The organism is Pseudomonas sp. 31-12 (assembly GCF_003151075.1).
Taxonomy (GTDB): domain Bacteria; phylum Pseudomonadota; class Gammaproteobacteria; order Pseudomonadales; family Pseudomonadaceae; genus Aquipseudomonas.
Genome location: NZ_CP029482.1, coordinates 2,837,269 through 2,853,279, shown reverse-complemented (window position 1 = coordinate 2,853,279; position 16,011 = coordinate 2,837,269). Strand labels below are relative to the sequence as shown.

At 61.1% G+C, this 16,011-nt stretch carries 17 protein-coding genes; 12 read left to right on the top strand and 5 right to left on the bottom strand.

Annotation, left to right across the window (positions count from 1 at the left end; genetic code table 11):
- Positions 1 to 9 precede the first annotated feature (9 nt).
- The 5 genes from DJ564_RS13430 (at position 10) to DJ564_RS13405 (ending at position 3,949) form a co-directional block, all read left to right on the top strand.
- Positions 10 to 750, top strand: coding sequence for a response regulator (locus DJ564_RS13430; RefSeq protein WP_109629971.1), 741 nt, complete (start codon positions 10 to 12; stop codon positions 748 to 750).
- Positions 747 to 2,060, top strand: coding sequence for an ATP-binding protein (locus DJ564_RS13425; protein ID WP_109629968.1), 1,314 nt, complete (start codon positions 747 to 749; stop codon positions 2,058 to 2,060). The genes DJ564_RS13430 and DJ564_RS13425 overlap by 4 nt, the downstream gene beginning before the upstream one ends.
- A gap of 185 nt (positions 2,061 to 2,245) precedes the next feature.
- Positions 2,246 to 2,626 (top strand): hypothetical protein, encoded by a 381-nt coding sequence (locus tag DJ564_RS13420; protein ID WP_109629965.1) that lies wholly within the window; start codon positions 2,246 to 2,248, stop codon positions 2,624 to 2,626.
- A gap of 255 nt (positions 2,627 to 2,881) precedes the next feature.
- A complete protein-coding gene (locus DJ564_RS13410) occupies positions 2,882 to 3,616 on the top strand; it encodes an ABC transporter substrate-binding protein (protein ID WP_109629963.1) in 735 nt (244 codons plus the stop codon).
- Positions 3,617 to 3,724: 108 nt separating this feature from the next.
- Entirely contained in the window at positions 3,725 to 3,949 is a 225-nt protein-coding gene (locus DJ564_RS13405; protein WP_109629960.1) for a hypothetical protein, read from the top strand.
- A gap of 149 nt (positions 3,950 to 4,098) precedes the next feature.
- On the opposite strand, the gene DJ564_RS13400 is transcribed toward DJ564_RS13405, so the two are convergent.
- From DJ564_RS13400 to DJ564_RS13370, 5 genes are all read right to left on the bottom strand, one after another.
- Positions 4,099 to 5,532, bottom strand: a complete 1,434-nt coding sequence (locus DJ564_RS13400; RefSeq protein WP_109629957.1) for an FAD/NAD(P)-binding protein — start codon at positions 5,530 to 5,532, stop codon at positions 4,099 to 4,101.
- A 14-nt stretch (positions 5,533 to 5,546) separates the two neighbouring features.
- The gene (locus DJ564_RS13395) at positions 5,547 to 6,314 is read right to left on the bottom strand and encodes an ABC transporter ATP-binding protein (RefSeq protein WP_109629954.1); all 768 of its coding nucleotides are present in this window, start codon (positions 6,312 to 6,314) and stop codon (positions 5,547 to 5,549) included.
- A 3-nt stretch (positions 6,315 to 6,317) separates the two neighbouring features.
- Positions 6,318 to 7,229, bottom strand: a complete 912-nt coding sequence (locus tag DJ564_RS32785) for an acyl-CoA dehydrogenase family protein (RefSeq protein ID WP_371922065.1) — start codon at positions 7,227 to 7,229, stop codon at positions 6,318 to 6,320.
- 273 nt (positions 7,230 to 7,502) lie between these two features.
- Positions 7,503 to 7,829 (bottom strand): hypothetical protein, encoded by a 327-nt coding sequence (locus DJ564_RS13375; protein WP_109629949.1) that lies wholly within the window; start codon positions 7,827 to 7,829, stop codon positions 7,503 to 7,505.
- A 164-nt stretch (positions 7,830 to 7,993) separates the two neighbouring features.
- Positions 7,994 to 8,557 carry a helix-turn-helix domain-containing protein gene (locus tag DJ564_RS13370; protein WP_109629947.1) on the bottom strand — a complete coding sequence of 188 codons (564 nt, stop codon included), beginning with the start codon at positions 8,555 to 8,557 and terminating at the stop codon, positions 7,994 to 7,996.
- Here DJ564_RS13370 and DJ564_RS13365 point away from each other — a divergent pair.
- The 7 genes from DJ564_RS13365 (at position 8,552) to DJ564_RS13335 (ending at position 15,905) form a co-directional block, all read left to right on the top strand.
- Complete coding sequence (locus DJ564_RS13365; RefSeq protein ID WP_109629944.1) at positions 8,552 to 9,568, top strand: DMT family transporter; 1,017 nt, start codon at positions 8,552 to 8,554, stop codon at positions 9,566 to 9,568. The two genes, DJ564_RS13370 and DJ564_RS13365, sit on opposite strands and share 6 nt — an antisense overlap.
- Positions 9,569 to 9,841: 273 nt before the next feature.
- Positions 9,842 to 12,760, top strand: a complete 2,919-nt coding sequence (locus tag DJ564_RS13360) for a monovalent cation/H+ antiporter subunit A (RefSeq protein WP_109629941.1) — start codon at positions 9,842 to 9,844, stop codon at positions 12,758 to 12,760.
- Entirely contained in the window at positions 12,760 to 13,104 is a 345-nt protein-coding gene (locus DJ564_RS13355; RefSeq protein WP_007986256.1) for a Na+/H+ antiporter subunit C, read from the top strand. Before DJ564_RS13360 ends, DJ564_RS13355 begins: the two co-directional genes overlap by 1 nt.
- On the top strand, positions 13,101 to 14,786 hold the full coding sequence (locus tag DJ564_RS13350; RefSeq protein WP_109629939.1) for a monovalent cation/H+ antiporter subunit D: 1,686 nt from the start codon (positions 13,101 to 13,103) through the stop codon (positions 14,784 to 14,786). Before DJ564_RS13355 ends, DJ564_RS13350 begins: the two co-directional genes overlap by 4 nt.
- The gene (locus DJ564_RS13345) at positions 14,783 to 15,271 is read left to right on the top strand and encodes a Na+/H+ antiporter subunit E (protein ID WP_109629936.1); all 489 of its coding nucleotides are present in this window, start codon (positions 14,783 to 14,785) and stop codon (positions 15,269 to 15,271) included. Before DJ564_RS13350 ends, DJ564_RS13345 begins: the two co-directional genes overlap by 4 nt.
- Positions 15,268 to 15,546, top strand: a complete 279-nt coding sequence (locus DJ564_RS13340; RefSeq protein WP_007935991.1) for a K+/H+ antiporter subunit F — start codon at positions 15,268 to 15,270, stop codon at positions 15,544 to 15,546. The genes DJ564_RS13345 and DJ564_RS13340 overlap by 4 nt, the downstream gene beginning before the upstream one ends.
- Positions 15,543 to 15,905, top strand: coding sequence for a Na+/H+ antiporter subunit G (locus DJ564_RS13335; protein ID WP_109629933.1), 363 nt, complete (start codon positions 15,543 to 15,545; stop codon positions 15,903 to 15,905). The genes DJ564_RS13340 and DJ564_RS13335 overlap by 4 nt, the downstream gene beginning before the upstream one ends.
- Positions 15,906 to 16,011: the final 106 nt, after the last annotated feature.

Genomic DNA, 16,011 nt, shown 5'->3' with positions numbered 1-16,011 from the left:
GGTTGAACAATGGAACACGTGAACCACATCCTGATCGTTGACGACGATCGCGAGATCCGCGAACTGGTCGGTAATTACCTGAAGAAGAACGGCCTGCGCACCACGGTGGTCGCCGACGGCCGGCAGATGCGCAGCTTTCTCGAAACCAACACCGTGGACCTGATCGTGCTCGACATCATGATGCCCGGCGATGACGGCCTGCTGCTGTGCCGCGAGCTGCGCTCGGGCAAGCACAAGGCCACGCCGATCCTGATGCTCACCGCCCGCAACGACGAAACCGACCGCATCCTCGGCCTGGAAATGGGCGCCGACGACTACCTGACCAAACCGTTCGCCGCCCGCGAACTGTTGGCACGGATCAACGCCGTGCTGCGCCGCACCCGGATGCTGCCGCCCAACCTGCTGATCACCGAAAGCGGCCGGTTGCTGGGTTTCGGCCGCTGGCGCCTGGACACCACCGCCCGCCATCTGCTGGACGAAGACGGCACGATGGTCGCGCTCAGTGGCGCCGAATACCGCTTGCTCCGGGTGTTCCTCGATCACCCGCAGCGCGTGCTCAGTCGCGACCAGTTGCTCAACCTCACCCAGGGCCGCGACGCCGACCTGTTCGACCGTTCCATCGACTTGCTGGTGAGCCGCCTGCGCCAACGGCTGATGGATGACTCCCGGGAGTCGACCTACATCAAGACCGTGCGCAGCGAAGGCTACGTCTTCTCCTACCCCGTGGAATTGCTCGGCACAGAATCATGAAGCTAGCCCTGTATTGGCCGCGTACGCTGGCGTCCCGGTTGTCGCTGATTTTCCTGGCCGGCCTGATCGTCGCCCATGGCCTGTCGTTCGGCGTGCAGTTCTACGAGCGTTATCGCAGCGCCGAAGCCATGCTGCTGGGCAACCTGGAAAATGACGTGTCGATCGCGGTCTCGATCCTCGACCGCTTGCCGGCCGCCGAGCGCGCTGATTGGGTGCCCCGCTTCGAGCGCCGCACCTATCGCTACTCGCTGGGCGAAGGCCTGCCAGGCACGCCAATCAATCTCAAGGATGCCCACGACGCGGTGCAGTCCATCCAGGACGCTGTCGGCGAGCAATATGCCCTCACCTTCACTCGCATCGAAGGCGCGCAGCAGCATTTCCAGGCCCATCTGAAACTCGCCGACGGCAGCCCGCTGACCATCGATGTCCGGCCGTCGGTGATGCCGTTGTCCTCCTGGTTGCCGATGGTGCTATTGGTGCAACTGACCCTTCTATTGATCTGCACCTGGCTCGCGGTACGGGTCGCCATCCGCCCCCTAACCCGCCTCGCTCAAGCAGTCGACACCCTGGACCCGAACACCCACGCGGTGCATCTGGACGAAAAAGGCCCGACCGAAGTCGCCCATGCCGCCAGGGCGTTCAATGCCATGCAGGCGCGCATTGCCGCCTACCTGAAAGAACGCATGCAGCTGCTGGCGGCGATTTCCCATGACCTGCAAACCCCGATCACCCGCATGAAACTGCGGGCCGAATTCATGGACGATTCCAGCGAGAAAGAAAAACTCTCCAACGACCTCAGCGAAATCGAGCACCTGGTGCGCGAAGGCGTGGCCTATGCCCGCAGCGTTCACGGTTCCACCGAAGCCAGTTGCCGGATCAATCTGGACTCGTTCCTCAACAGCCTGGTCTACGACTATCAGGACATGGGCAAGGCCGTGGAGCTTAGCGGCGACAACGCCGGGGTCATCGACACGCGCCCGCATGCCCTGCGCCGGGTACTGGTCAACCTGACGGATAACGCGCTGAAGTTCGCCGGTGCCGCCGAATTGCAGGTGGTATCGAAGGCCGACGGCAGCCATTCAATAAAGGTGCTGGACCGAGGGCCGGGGATTGCCGAAGAAGAATTGGCGCAAGTCCTGATGCCGTTCTACCGCGTCGAAAACTCGCGCAACCGCAGCACCGGCGGCACCGGCCTGGGCCTGGCCATCGCGCAACAACTGGCCCTGGCCATCGGCGGCTCGCTGACCTTGAGCAACCGCGAAGGCGGCGGTTTGTGCGCTGAACTCACCCTCCCGCCACAAACCCTGTAGCAGCTGCTACAGGAGTAGAAAATCGAAGGGTTTTGTATCCGTCTGTATAAGAACCCCGAACGGATACGTAGAAGCCGATTTCAGCTCGTTCAAGCACACATCACCGATACACCCCGGCGTTTAACTGTGTTCACCGGATAGCAGCAGCTACCGACCCACACACTCAAGCGCACGGAGAATCAACCATGTTCAACTTCTCGAAAGTCTCGTCCCTGGCACTCGGTCTGGCACTGGTAGGCGGTCTCGGCCTGTCGAACCTGGCATCGGCGAATACCTCAAGCGCTGCGTCCCACAGCCAGATCCAGCAACTGCTGGTGGAAGGTGGTTCGGACCGCCTGCAACAGAATCGCGTCGCTGAATATGGCTCTGAAAACCTGCAAAAGAACCGTATCGCTGAAGGCGGCTCCGATCGCCTGATCGAGAATCGCGTCGCCGAAGGTGGCGCTGATCGTCTGCAAGAACTGCGCGAACGTGTCGCGCTGATCAGCCCGAAGAATGCCGTACAAGGGGGTGTGGTCGTCGCGGAAAACCGCCCTGAGTTCGGTTCGAAATATCAGCGCTACTGAGCAAGCTCGACAACACAGCAGAGATCGAAATGTGGGAGCGGGCTTGCTCGCGAAAGCGGTGTGTCAGACGGCAATGATGTCGACTGACAGGACCTCTTCGCGAGCAAGCCCGCTCCCACAGTTGTTTAGTGTTTTGCCTATGTTCCTGCACTAAAGCCATAAATCCTGAAATCTGTCGAAATAGTCCGACAAATTCCCGAGACAGCTGAATGAGCCCGTACTAAGATTTGCACCTCATTCAATCAAGGACGATTCATGAAGCGCATTGCCGGTTGCCTGCTGTCTTTCCTGACATTCACTGCGGTGGCGGCCGATCTGGACCTGCTCACCGACAACCATCCGCCCCTGCATTTCCAGCAAGGCAACCAACTGGTGGGGTTTGGTGTGGATGTGGTGCAGGCGCTGGCCGAAAGCGCCGGCGATCAGGTGCATTTTCAACAAGTCCCTTTACTGCGCGCCTTGCGTGTCGCCGCCACCGAGCCGGCCACCGCGGTGTTTACCGTGTTGCGCACCGCCGAGCGCGATGGCCAGTACCAATGGGTCGGCCCGTTGATGGAAGTGGAAACGGCGCTCTACTCCGCCAATGACGCCCAACAACCGGTGCGCAGCTTGCAGGACGCCGTTAGCGTGGGCCGCATCGTTGTCCCACGAAAATGGCTGGTCTACAGCTACTTGCAGAAGCAGGGTTTGAACAACCTATACGGCGTGGAAACGCCCGAACAAATGATGCGTCTGGCGCGCCTCGGCCGTACCGAATTCGTGGTGGCGGACACCCTCTCCATCGCCGCCCTGGCGCGGGAAGAAGGCCTGGCGCCGAGTCAATTGCATTACCAGATGCCGCTGATGAAGCAAGGCGCCTACATTGCGTTTTCTCCGCTCATCGATGCCCGTCAGGTGGCGCGCTGGCAGCAGGCCCTGGAGGAAATGAGCCGCGACGGACGCCTCGAACAACTCAAGCAACGCTGGCTCAGCGATAACCTGCCCCGCTGACCGTGGATCAACGCGCGTGATAACAACTATGCGCAAAGGTGTTTTCTCATTGCGACGCTCCAGCCCTACAGTGGCCACATCTTCTCCCCACTCTACTGGAGCAACATCATGAAAAGCATCATCGGTCTCGGTTTCGCCCTGTCGGTCCTTGGCGCTACTTCCGCCATCGCTGCCCCACACGCCACCTCGCAAATTGTTGCAGCCGCTAAAGTCAGCCAACCGGCAACAGTGAACGTAAACACTGTCGGCGTTGATCACAAAGACAGCCAGGCCAGCAAACTCTACGTCGCTGAAAACCGCCCTGAGTTTGGCTCGAAGTATCAGCGTTATTGATTAACGGCTTTGGCCTGCTTGAAACAAGAAACCCCGGGTAGATCCGATCTACCCGGGGTTTCTTCATTTCAGGTGATCATTGATCCCGTAACAGCTGTCGAGCTTGCATTGTGGCGAGGGGATTTATCCCCTCGCCACAACGGCAGCTGCTACAAAATCCGGGCGAGTCGTTCGGCGAGGGCTTTGGCCTGGCTCGCCACGTCGGTGACAGCCGTGCTTTCCCACCACATGCCGCGCAACGGCGGGCCCATGGCGAACAGGCGTTCGGCGATCTTCCCGTCAGCGTCCAGCACTGCGCCATCAACTGCAGCCGCAATCCCCAACGCCAACGGCCCCGGTTGAATCAGCCCGCGAGCCAACAGTTGCTGCGGTAACGGTCGAGCCACCCGGCGCCAGTCGTATTCAATGCCGCTGGAATTGATCAACGCCGCGCCGCTCACAACCGTGGTTTCAACCTCACCACGACGGCGGATGCGAATGCTCACCCGCCCCTCGACCGTCGATTCCAGCCCTTTGAACGACGCCGCCTGAATCCGCAACCGCCCTTCCTCGTGCAGCCGTGCAACCAGTTCGGCACTCAACGGTGGCGAGCGGTGGTGATGGCTTTCCCACCATGGCCGCACATGCCGCACAAATTGCCGTCGCTGCACGTCCGTCGCCTGATTCCACAACCGGCCAATATGTGCCCGCACGGTGTCGAGCGGCGCCTGCCAGTCGATGCCTTGAGCGATGGCGTCCCGGCAGTGCCAGCGCAGCTCGCGCACCAACTGTCGAGGTGTGCGAATGCTTTGATCCTCGGCGAGAAAATCCACCCAGGCCGGCGGTTGCCGGCGCACATGTGGCAGCAAGCCGTGACGGGAAAACACTTCGATCGGCCCGCGATGCCCGGCCTGCTCCAGCGACACCACGGCATCGACCATGGTCAGGCCCGAGCCGATGATCAGCACCGTCGACTGCGGGTCCAACCGGCGCATGGCCGCGACGTCCCACGGGTCCAGCGCCGCAGCGTTCAAGCCGCTGGACTCGGTCTGCGGTGTGCGCGCAGCGGGAAACATCCCTGTGGCCAGCACCGCGTAGGCGCCTTGCAAGCGTTGCCCGTCACTCAAGGTCAGCAACACCGAATCATCGCGGGTTTGCAGATCAACCACCTCGGCCCGCACATGCTCGACCGTTGAACCGTTCACCGCCCCCACCGCTTGCGCCTCGGCCAGACGCTGCTGCACATACACACCGAACAGCCCCCGAGGCGGGAACAATTCGCTGACCGGCACATGCTGCTCATCCGACTCCGGCCAGCCACCCGCCGCGATGTGCTCGGTCAGCCATTGGGTCAGGTCGTCGGCGTTGTCTGGTTCCACGCTCATACGGGCGGCGTTGCCGTTGAGCGTATGGCCCAGCTCGACCGCGCTGTACGCCTCGCCCCGGCCAAGTTCAGCGCGCGGCTCAATCACCAGCACCGAACGCTTGCCGGGCAATCGCAGCAACTGCGCCGCCAGCATCGCGCCGCTGAGGCCGCCGCCGACGATCAGGATGTCCGCGTGGCGGATGGCGTCGGTCGCCTGTGCGCGTTGGGTTTGAGTCATGGCGCTCTCACTGGTCAATGTTTACCTAAATAGAAATCGTGCAGATCGCCCCGCACCAGCAGTGCCTCGCTGCTCCCGGACAGCACCACTCGACCGGTGTCGAGGACGTAGGCCGTCGATGCGTAGTTGAGTGCCACGTTAATGTTTTGCTCGGCAATCAGGAAGCTCACCTGCTCGTCGCGATTGAGTGGCGCGACGATCTCGAAAATCTCCTGGACGATAATAGGCGCCAAACCCATGGAAGGTTCATCAAGCAGTACCAAAGTAGGACGCGTCATCAACGCCCGACCGATGGCGACCATCTGCTGCTCGCCGCCGGATGTCAGCCCGGCCTGGGTCTTGCGCTTGGTTTTCAGGCGCGGAAACCAAGCGTAGATGCGCTCCAGATCACGGGCCATGTCCTGACGGCTCAAACGCCGGACAAACCCGCCGCTGCGCAGGTTGTCCTCGACCGTCAGTTGCGGGAACACATGGCGACCTTCCAGCACATGGACCATGCCCTGGCGCACCCGCAGGTTGGGATCGACACCGGCCGTATCGCGCCCGAGAAACTCGATGCTCCCATGACTGACCTCTGCCCGCTCGGCGCGCACCAACCCGGAAATCGCCTTGAGCGTGGTGCTTTTGCCCGCGCCGTTGGCACCGAGCAACGCAACGATGCCGCCCTTGGGCACCGTCAGCGACACGCCCGCCACGGCCAGGATCGCACCGTCGTAAATCACCTCGATGTCTTTGACCTGCAACAGGTCCTGGGCAGCAATGTCGCTGGCGGCGTGGCTCATGGTTTATTCATCCCCGGTGCAGGTGCGTGGCGTAAGGCCTTTTTCCTTGGCGAAGGCGGTGGATCTCTCGTCGATCAATGGCCGCAACAGCGCGCGGTCGGCCGCGATCCAGTCGCTGATCACCGTCCAGTTGGCGCCGTCCCACTGCTGGACCCGCGCCGACCCGCCACCCTCGTGATCCTTGCAGGACAGCTTGAGGTTCTGCATCAAACCGAAGTAGCCCATGTCCTTGAGCCGCGCATCGTCGATGTTCAAGTGTTCCAGTCCCCAGCGCCCTTCCTCGCCATTGAGCGGGCGCTTGCCGAACTTGCCTTGGGCGGTGCGGATCGCTTCAACCATTACGGCGGCGTTCACCAGCCCGGAGTTGTAGTAGACGCTGCCGAAATTCTTCAGGTCCTTTAGGTCGCTTTTGCCCTTGTCGAGGATGTTCTGCTTGAGCCGTTTGTGGATCTCGAAATCCGTGCCGGCTTTGTCGAAACGAATGCGGGTTTCGAAGGCACCGGCGTTTTTGCTTTTGGATTCGGAGAAGGCATTACCGAAACGATAGCCCTGCAGCACTTTGCCGAAGTAGTAGCGCCTCTGCTCTTCGGTGGCGGTTTGCAGCAGGATGTCGAGGACGCCGAGGTGGTTTTGCGGAATTTGGCCAAGGGATGAGTCGGCGACGGAAATAATCTTGATCACTTCGGCGACGGTCACGTAGGAAACGCCGGCGCCGCCGTATGGCTTGGGAACGGTGATGCCCCAGAGACCGCTGGCGGAGAACTCGTCGAGCTCGGCGACGGGCAGGCGTCGTTCACGGTCGCGGACACTGGCCTCGACGGCGAAGCGTGCGGCGAGCTTGTGAGCGACGGCGATGGCTTCGGCGTCAGAGTGGATGACGTGGGCGGTGCGAGAGGTTTGGACAGAGGTTGTCATGGGCCGACTCCGGATTTCGGGTAAGTACCCGAGATCTCTTTCACAAGTCGTGCCAGAATATCTATTCCTTATTATTCAACTGGTTATGCAAAAAAACATGCATTATCCGATAAAGAATATGCAGCGAACTGACGTTTACCTGTTGCTTGAGCAACAGCATGTAAAGGAAATACTCAGCGCTCTGGTTGACAGAGCGCCGGGCATTCAGTTGAACCACAGTCAAAATTAATTTCGTAGCCTCTCTGCTTAAAGACAGGAAGGCTTAAACCGACCTCAAGCCAACTGAATTTTATAATCAACTGATTTGGATGGGATGTCGTTACCCATGCCTCCCGAATAGATAACATATCGAAATGGTACCGGCCCCTGACCGGAGTTATCTAGGAAGGCCTGTTTTGGTATCAGCACTGTTCTTTCTTCATCGTCCGGCTCCGGGAAAGAAATGGAGACAACAGGTTTTCCGTTAATGAAAATTTCACATTCATCATTAGGTCTTGGATTAGTCAGAGGAGGAATAATAGCCGTCCCGCCCTCTTCGACCGCCGACATCGTGATCACCCCATCGATAGCTTCTTTAATTTTAAGCGGGTCCAAATCCATTTCCTGATTCCTTCTAGTACACGTTCGAGAGAAGCGCTATCAGCAGATAATTTGCACCGCTGAAGTTATGAAGCGCTGAACGCTATTGAGAGCTCAATGACGTTTAACGTCTACTGTCAGAAATAACAGGTATGCGCTCATTTCCGATGAGCGGTAATCAGGGCTTAGATCACCACGTTTCGCACAAATCGCGCCGCCACCGGCCCCTCGTTGCGATAGGCATGGGGCTGGTCGCTGGCAAACATGTAGAACTCGCCGGCCGCGATCTCATGGGGGGTATCGCCCAGCATCAACGTCAGGCAGCCTTCGAACACATAGATCTGTTCACTCCAGCCCTCCGCATCCGGCTGCGACGGATAAACCTCCCCCGGTTGCAGGCACCACTCCCACTGTTCCACTTCGCGAGTGGCGGTGGCTTTGGACAGCAAAACGGCTTTGCTGCCAGGAATCGTCCCGGCCCAGGCGACTTCGTTGATGCGGCTCGGGTCGCGGGCATCCGGGGCCTGGATCAGATCGCTGAACGCCACGTCCAGCGCTTCGGCCACGCGGTCGAGGGTGGTCAGGCTGACGTTCTTCTCGCCGGCCTCGATGGCCACCAGCATGCGGCGACTGACCCCGGACTTTTCGGCCAGCGCGGTCTGGCTCATGTCGGCGGCATGGCGCAGGCGTCGGACGTTCTGGCTGACGTGCTGGAGGACCGAAGCCCGCTGGGGAGAATCTTTGTGCACTATATTGCTCACTCGGTGGGGTTGGGCAGTATACTGCGCAACATTCGGCGCATTGTGCGTCGCCCTCAGGTAGTACGCAAGGTCATGACGTCTGTGAACACTTCTTCCCGTTTCTCGCGGTTCAGCAAAGCCGAGTGCGTGCTCGTGCTGATCACCATGGTCTGGGGCGGGACATTCTTGCTGGTGCAGCATGCGATGACCGTCAGCGGACCGATGTTTTTCGTCGGCCTGCGCTTTGCCGCGGCGGCGATCATTGTTGCGCTGTTCTCCTGGCGTTATCTGCGGGAACTGACCCTGTTCGAACTCAAGGCCGGTGCCTTTATCGGCGTGGCGATCATGCTTGGCTACGGCTTGCAGACCGTGGGTTTGCAGAGCATTCCCAGCAGTCAGTCGGCGTTTATCACCGCGTTGTACGTGCCCTTCGTACCATTGCTGCAATGGCTGGTGCTGGGGCGGCGTCCGGGGCTGATGCCGAGCATCGGCATCATGCTGGCGTTTACCGGGTTGATGCTGCTGTCCGGGCCGGCTGGTGCTTCCTTTAATTTCAGTCCCGGTGAAATCGCCACGTTGATCAGCGCCGTGGCGATTGCGGCGGAGATCATTTTGATCAGCACCTATGCCGGCCAGGTCGATGTGCGGCGGGTAACGGTGGTGCAACTGGCAACCACGTCGGTGCTGTCGTTCCTGATGGTGGTGCCGACTCAGGAAGTGATTCCGGATTTCTCATGGTTGTTGCTGTGCAGTGCGCTGGGCTTGGGCGCGGCGAGTGCGGCGATCCAGGTGGCGATGAACTGGGCGCAGAAAAGCGTTTCGCCGACCCGGGCGACGCTGATCTATGCGGGCGAGCCGGTGTGGGCCGGGATTGTCGGGCGGATCGCCGGGGAGCGGTTGCCGGCGATTGCGCTGGTGGGTGCGGGTTTGATTGTGGCGGCGGTGATTGTGAGTGAGTTGAAGACCAAGGGTAAGGCGGCTGCGGCGGAGGAAGAGCTGGAACGCGAAACTCAGGGTTAAGCCGCATTATCTGTGGCGTATGGTAGATCGCCTTCGCGAGCAAGCCCGCTCCCACACTGGAACTGTGTTGTGCCCAGGTTATGTGTACACAGTAAATCCACTGTGGAAGCAGGCTTGCTCGCGAAGAGGCCAGACCTGCTGAATACAGCCCGTTGAAACAATGTGAATCAGGGTTTTTCCGTCTACCTTGTAGGATTCTGCGACAGCTTGGCGTTTGGTGATCGGGGAGCTGGCACGTATGATGCTTCACAAACTTCCGCAGATTAGAAGCCTATGTCCCTGATAGTTCTACTGCTTCTGCCTTTTATCGGCAGCTGTCTGGCGGCATTGCTGCCTCACAACGCGCGTAACACCGAATCTTTGTTGGCTGGCCTGGTTGCCTTGATAGGCACCGTGCAGGTTGCCCTTCTGTACCCGCAAATCGCCGATGGCGGCGTCATTCGTGAAGAGTTCTTCTGGCTGCCCAGCCTGGGCCTGAACTTCGTCCTGCGCATGGACGGTTTCGCCTGGCTGTTCTCGATGCTGGTGCTGGGCATCGGCACGCTGGTTTCTTTATACGCCCGCTATTACATGTCGCCGGACGATCCGGTGCCGCGGTTCTTCGCTTTTTTCCTGGCGTTCATGGGCGCGATGCTTGGGTTGGTGATCTCCGGCAACCTGATCCAGATCGTGTTTTTCTGGGAGCTGACCAGCCTCTTTTCCTTCCTGTTGATCGGCTACTGGCATCACCGCGCCGATGCGCGACGCGGCGCCTATATGGCATTGATGGTCACCGGTGCCGGCGGCTTGTGCTTGCTGGCGGGGGTCATGCTGCTCGGCCATGTGGTCGGCAGCTATGACCTGGACAAGGTCCTGGCCGCCGGCGACCTGATTCGCGCGAACCACCTCTACCCTATCCTGCTACCCCTGATCCTGATCGGCGCCCTGAGTAAAAGTGCGCAATTCCCCTTCCACTTCTGGCTGCCCCATGCGATGGCGGCACCGACACCGGTTTCGGCCTATTTGCACTCGGCAACCATGGTCAAGGCCGGGGTGTTCCTGCTCGCGCGACTTTGGCCGTCGCTGTCCGGCAGTGAAGAATGGTTCTACATCGTCAGCGGCGCCGGCGCGTGCACCCTGTTGCTCGGCGCGTACTGCGCGATGTTCCAGAACGACCTCAAGGGTTTGCTGGCCTACTCGACCATCAGCCACCTCGGCCTGATCACCCTGCTTTTGGGCCTGAACAGCCCACTGGCCGCCGTGGCCGCCGTGTTTCACATCCTCAACCATGCGACCTTCAAGGCCTCGCTGTTCATGGCCGCCGGGATCATCGACCACGAAAGCGGCACCCGTGACATTCGCAAGCTCAGTGGCCTGATCAAGCTGATCCCGTTCACCGCTACCCTGGCCATGGTCGCCAGCGCCTCGATGGCCGGTGTGCCGCTGCTCAACGGCTTCCTGTCAAAAGAAATGTTCTTCGCCGAAACCGTGTTCATCAACGCCACGGCCTGGGTCGAGATGACCTTGCCGATCGTTGCGACCATCGCCGGCACCTTCAGCGTCGCCTACTCGCTGCGCTTCACCGTTGACGTGTTCTTCGGCCCGACCGCCACCGACCTGCCCCACACCCCGCACGAACCGCCACGCTGGATGCGCGCGCCGGTCGAGTTGCTGGTGTTCGCGTGTCTGATCGTGGGGATTTTCCCGGCGCAAGTGGTCGGCCCGTTGCTGGCCGCGGCGGCCCTGCCAGTGGTGGGCGGAACCTTGCCCGAATACAGCCTGGCGATCTGGCACGGCTGGAACGCGCCGATGATCATGAGCCTGATCGCCATGTCCTGCGGCATCTTGCTCTATCTGCTGTTGCGCAATCAGCTCAAACTCGGGCGCTTCAAATACCCGCCGATCATTGGCCGGTTCAACGGCAAGCGCCAGTTCGAGCGCAGCCTGGTGATCATGATGCGCCTGGCCCGTCGGCTGGAGCGGCGGGTCAGCACCAAACGCCTGCAAACCCAATTATTCCTGGTGGTCCTCGCAGCGGTGTTTGCCGGATTGATCCCGATGCTGCACAGCAGCCTGAGCTGGGGCGACCGGCCGAAGATTCCCGGCTCGATCGTGTTCGTGACCCTCTGGCTGCTGGCGATTGCCTGTGCCCTCGGCGCGGCGTGGCAGGCCAAGTATCACCGGCTCGCGGCCCTGACCATGGTCAGCGTCTGCGGCCTGATGACTTGCGTCACATTCGTGTGGTTCTCGGCGCCGGACCTGGCGCTGACGCAACTGGTGGTCGAAGTGGTGACCACGGTATTGATCCTGCTCGGTCTGCGCTGGTTGCCCCGCCGGATCGAAGAGGTGTCGCCACTGCCGAGCACCCTGCGCAAGGCGCGCGTGCGGCGTATCCGCGACTTGCTGCTGTCGACCGTGGTCGGTGGCGGCATGGCGTTGCTGTCCTACGCGATGCTGACGCGCCAGACGCCGAACCACATTTCCTCGTTCTACCTCAGCCGCGCCCTGCCCGAAGGCGGCGGCAGCAACGTGGTCAACGTGATGCTGGTGGACTTCCGCGGTTTTGACACCCTCGGTGAAATCACCGTATTGGCGGCCGTAGCCCTGACCGTATTCGCCCTGCTGCGACGCTTCCGTCCGCCGAAAGAAAGCCTGCAGTTACCGGCCCAGCAACGCCTGCTCGCACCCGACGTCGTCACCGACCTGGTCAACCCGCGTCACGCCAGCGACACCGCGCTCGGCTTCATGATGGTTCCGGCGGTGCTGGTGCGCCTGCTGTTGCCGATTGCAGTGGTGGTGTCCTTCTACCTGTTCATGCGCGGGCACAACCAACCGGGCGGCGGGTTTGTCGCCGGGTTGGTGATGTCGGTCGCGTTCATCCTGCAATACATGGTCGCCGGCACCCAGTGGGTCGAGGCGCAAATGAGCTTGCGACCGCTGCGCTGGATGGGTACCGGCCTGCTGTTCGCCACGGTCACCGGGCTCGGTGCGATGGCGGTCGGGTATCCGTTCCTGACCACCCACACCTGGCATTTCGAACTGCCAGTGCTCGGCGACATTCACATCGCCAGCGCACTGTTCTTCGACATCGGCGTGTACGCCGTGGTGGTCGGTTCGACGCTGTTGATCCTCACCGCCCTCGCCCACCAATCGGTTCGGGGTCACAAGACCGCAGCCCTGCCCAGATCCGTCGCCACCAAAGGAGCCGTCTGATGGAAGAAGTCATCGCAATCGCCATCGGCGTACTGGCCGCGTCCGGCGTCTGGCTGATCCTGCGACCACGGACGTTTCAGGTGGTGATGGGCCTGTGCCTGCTGTCCTACGGCGTCAACCTGTTCATCTTCAGCATGGGCAGCCTGTTTATCGGAAAGGAGCCGATCATCAAGGACGGCGTGCCGCAGGACTTGCTGCATTACACCGACCCCTTGCCGCAAGCGCTGGTGCTGACCGCCATCGTGATCAGCTTCGCCATGACCGCGCTGTTTCTAGTGGTGTTGCTCGCCTCCCGGGGCTTGACCGGGACCGACCATGTCGATGGCCGGGAGCCTAAAGAATGACTGCGATGACGCACCTGATCGCTGCACCGATTCTGCTGCCGCTGCTGACCGCCGCCATCATGCTGATGCTCGGCGAGAAACACCGCCCGTTGAAAGCCAAGATCAACCTGTTCTCCAGCCTGCTGGGCCTGGGGATTTCCGTGCTGTTGCTGCAATGGACGCAAACCACCGGCGTGCCGGGCTCGATCGGTGTCTACCTGCCGGGCAACTGGCAGGTGCCGTTTGGTATCGTGCTGGTGGTCGATCGCCTGTCGGCGTTGATGCTGGTGCTGACCGGGATCATCGGCGTCAGCGCCTTGCTGTTTGCCATGGCCCGTTGGGACGGCGCCGGTTCGAGTTTCCATGCGTTGTTCCAGATTCAGATGATGGGACTTTACGGCGCGTTCCTGACGGCGGACCTGTTCAACCTGTTCGTGTTCTTCGAGGTGCTGCTGGCAGCCTCCTACGGCCTGATGCTCCACGGTTCGGGCCGGGCGCGGGTGTCGTCGGGGTTGCATTACATCTCGATCAACCTGCTGGCGTCGTCGCTGTTTCTGATCGGCGCGGCGCTGATCTATGGCGTCACTGGCACGCTGAACATGGCCGACCTGGCGCTGAAAATCCCGCTGGTGCCGGAAGCCGATCGCGGCCTGCTGCATGCCGGCGCGGGAATTCTCGCCGTAGCGTTCCTGGCCAAGGCCGGGATGTGGCCGCTGAACTTCTGGCTGGTGCCGGCCTATTCGGCGGCCAGCGCGCCGGTGGCGGCGATGTTCGCGATCATGACCAAGGTCGGCGTGTACACCTTGCTGCGCTTGTGGACCCTGCTGTTTTCCGGGCAGGCCGGGGCGTCGGCGTACTTTGGCGGAGACTGGCTGATCTACGGCGGCATGGCGACCATCGCCTGCGCCGGCGTGGCGATCCTCGCCGCGCAACGGCTGGAACGCCTGGCCAGCCTGAGCATTCTGGTGTCGGCCGGGATCCTGCTGTCGGCCATCGGTTTCGCCCAGCCGAACCTGATCGGTGCGGCGCTGTTCTATCTGGTCAGCTCGACCCTGGCGTTGAGCGCGCTGTTCCTTCTGGCCGAGTTGATCGAGCGCTCCCGTTCGGCCAACGAAATGCCGCTGTTCGACGACGGCGACCTGCTGCCACGGCCGATGGAATCCCTGCAACCGCCCAAAGGCATCAACCTCGATGACGAGCAGAAAGCCGTGGTCGGCCAGGTGATTCCCTGGACCGTGGCGTTCCTCGGCTTGAGCTTCATTGCCTGCGCGCTGCTCATCATCGGCATGCCACCGCTGTCCGGGTTTATCGGCAAACTCAGCCTGCTCAGCGCCCTGCTTAACCCGCTGGGGTTGGGCAATGGCGCTGATGAACCGGTGTCGAATGCGGCGTGGGGCTTGCTGGCGTTGTTGATTCTGTCCGGGCTGGCGTCGCTGATTGCCTTCTCACGCTTGGGCATCCAGCGTTTCTGGACCCCCGAAGAACGGCCGTCACCCTTGCTGCGCCGTTTCGAATGCGTGCCAATCATCGTCCTGCTGGGGCTGAGCGTTGCGCTGACCTTCAAGGCCGAACCCCTGCTGCGCTACACCCAGGCGGCCGCTAATGCGTTGAACAATCCGCAGCAATACGTCATGGCGGTGCTGGGTACGCGTGTGGTGCCGAGCCCGGAAGCCCGTGCGGCGATGCTGGAGGTGCAGCCATGAAGCATCTGTTTCCGGCACCGTGGTTGTCACTGGCGTTGTGGCTGCTGTGGCTGCTGCTGAACCTCTCGCTGAGCCCCGGCAATCTGTTGCTCGGCGCGATGCTGGGGCTCTGCGCGCCGCTGATGATGCGCAAGCTGCGGCCGCTGCCGATCCGAATTCGTCGACCAGGGGTGATCCTGCGCTTGTTCTTTATGGTCGGTCGCGACGTGCTGGTGTCCAACCTCGTCGTCGCCTGGGGCGTGCTCAACGCTGGTCGCCGCCCACCGCGCTCGCGTTTCGTTAAAGTACCGCTGGCTTTGCGCGACGCCAACGGCCTCGCGGCGCTGTCGATGATCTGCACGGTGGTGCCCGGCACCGTCTGGTCGGAACTGGCGCTGGACCGCAGCATCCTGTTGCTGCACGTGTTCGATCTGGACGATGAAGCGCTGTTTATCGAGCACTTCAAGGTGACTTATGAGCGCCCCCTGATGGAGATCTTCGAATGAGCGAATTGCTGTCGAACGCGATCCTGCTGAGCCTGTTCATTTTTTCCCTGGCGATGATTCTGACCCTGATTCGCCTGTTCAAAGGCCCGTCGGCCCAGGACCGGGTTCTGGCGCTGGACTACCTGTACATCATTGCGATGCTGATGATGCTGGCGCTGGGCATTCGTTATGCCAGTGACACTTACTTCGAGGCGGCGCTGCTGATCGCCCTGTTCGGCTTCGTCGGCTCGTTTGCCCTGGCCAAATTCCTGCTGCGTGGCGAGGTGATCGAATGAACACGCAACTGTCTCTGTGGATTGAGATTGCGGTGGCGATCCTGCTGGTGCTTGGCAGCGTGTTTGCGCTGATCGGCGCCATTGGCCTGGTGCGTATGAAGGATTATTTCCAGCGCATGCACCCGCCGGCGCTGGCTTCGACATTGGGGGCGTGGTGTGTGGCGCTGGCGTCGATCATTTACTTTTCGGCGCTCAAGTCCGGGCCGGTGCTGCATGCCTGGCTGATTCCGATCTTGTTGTCGATCACGGTGCCGGTAACAACATTGCTGCTGGCGCGGGCGGCGCTGTTTCGCAAGCGCATGGCGGGGGATGATGTGCCGGCTGAGGTGAGTAGCCGGCGCACGGAAAGCGGGAGTTAGGTTCAGACGTTTTTGTTGATTGGGCGGGCCTCATCGCGAGCAGGCTCGCTCCCACAGTTGATCTCTGTCAGACACAAAATCTGTGTTCACTGAAAATCCAATGTGG

What these genes read in the sequence shown, in the direction of transcription:
- DJ564_RS13430 (WP_109629971.1), top strand. Translation starts at nt 10, where the DNA reads ATGGAACACGTGAACCACATCCTGATCGTTGACGACGATCGCGAGATC.
- DJ564_RS13425 (WP_109629968.1), top strand. Translation starts at nt 747, where the DNA reads ATGAAGCTAGCCCTGTATTGGCCGCGTACGCTGGCGTCCCGGTTGTCG.
- DJ564_RS13420 (WP_109629965.1), top strand. Translation starts at nt 2,246, where the DNA reads ATGTTCAACTTCTCGAAAGTCTCGTCCCTGGCACTCGGTCTGGCACTG.
- DJ564_RS13410 (WP_109629963.1), top strand. Translation starts at nt 2,882, where the DNA reads ATGAAGCGCATTGCCGGTTGCCTGCTGTCTTTCCTGACATTCACTGCG.
- DJ564_RS13405 (WP_109629960.1), top strand. Translation starts at nt 3,725, where the DNA reads ATGAAAAGCATCATCGGTCTCGGTTTCGCCCTGTCGGTCCTTGGCGCT.
- DJ564_RS13400 (WP_109629957.1), bottom strand. Translation starts at nt 5,532, where the DNA reads ATGACTCAAACCCAACGCGCACAGGCGACCGACGCCATCCGCCACGCG.
- DJ564_RS13395 (WP_109629954.1), bottom strand. Translation starts at nt 6,314, where the DNA reads ATGAGCCACGCCGCCAGCGACATTGCTGCCCAGGACCTGTTGCAGGTC.
- DJ564_RS32785 (WP_371922065.1), bottom strand. Translation starts at nt 7,229, where the DNA reads ATGACAACCTCTGTCCAAACCTCTCGCACCGCCCACGTCATCCACTCT.
- DJ564_RS13375 (WP_109629949.1), bottom strand. Translation starts at nt 7,829, where the DNA reads ATGGATTTGGACCCGCTTAAAATTAAAGAAGCTATCGATGGGGTGATC.
- DJ564_RS13360 (WP_109629941.1), top strand. Translation starts at nt 9,842, where the DNA reads ATGTCCCTGATAGTTCTACTGCTTCTGCCTTTTATCGGCAGCTGTCTG.
- DJ564_RS13355 (WP_007986256.1), top strand. Translation starts at nt 12,760, where the DNA reads ATGGAAGAAGTCATCGCAATCGCCATCGGCGTACTGGCCGCGTCCGGC.
- DJ564_RS13350 (WP_109629939.1), top strand. Translation starts at nt 13,101, where the DNA reads ATGACTGCGATGACGCACCTGATCGCTGCACCGATTCTGCTGCCGCTG.
- DJ564_RS13345 (WP_109629936.1), top strand. Translation starts at nt 14,783, where the DNA reads ATGAAGCATCTGTTTCCGGCACCGTGGTTGTCACTGGCGTTGTGGCTG.
- DJ564_RS13340 (WP_007935991.1), top strand. Translation starts at nt 15,268, where the DNA reads ATGAGCGAATTGCTGTCGAACGCGATCCTGCTGAGCCTGTTCATTTTT.
- DJ564_RS13335 (WP_109629933.1), top strand. Translation starts at nt 15,543, where the DNA reads ATGAACACGCAACTGTCTCTGTGGATTGAGATTGCGGTGGCGATCCTG.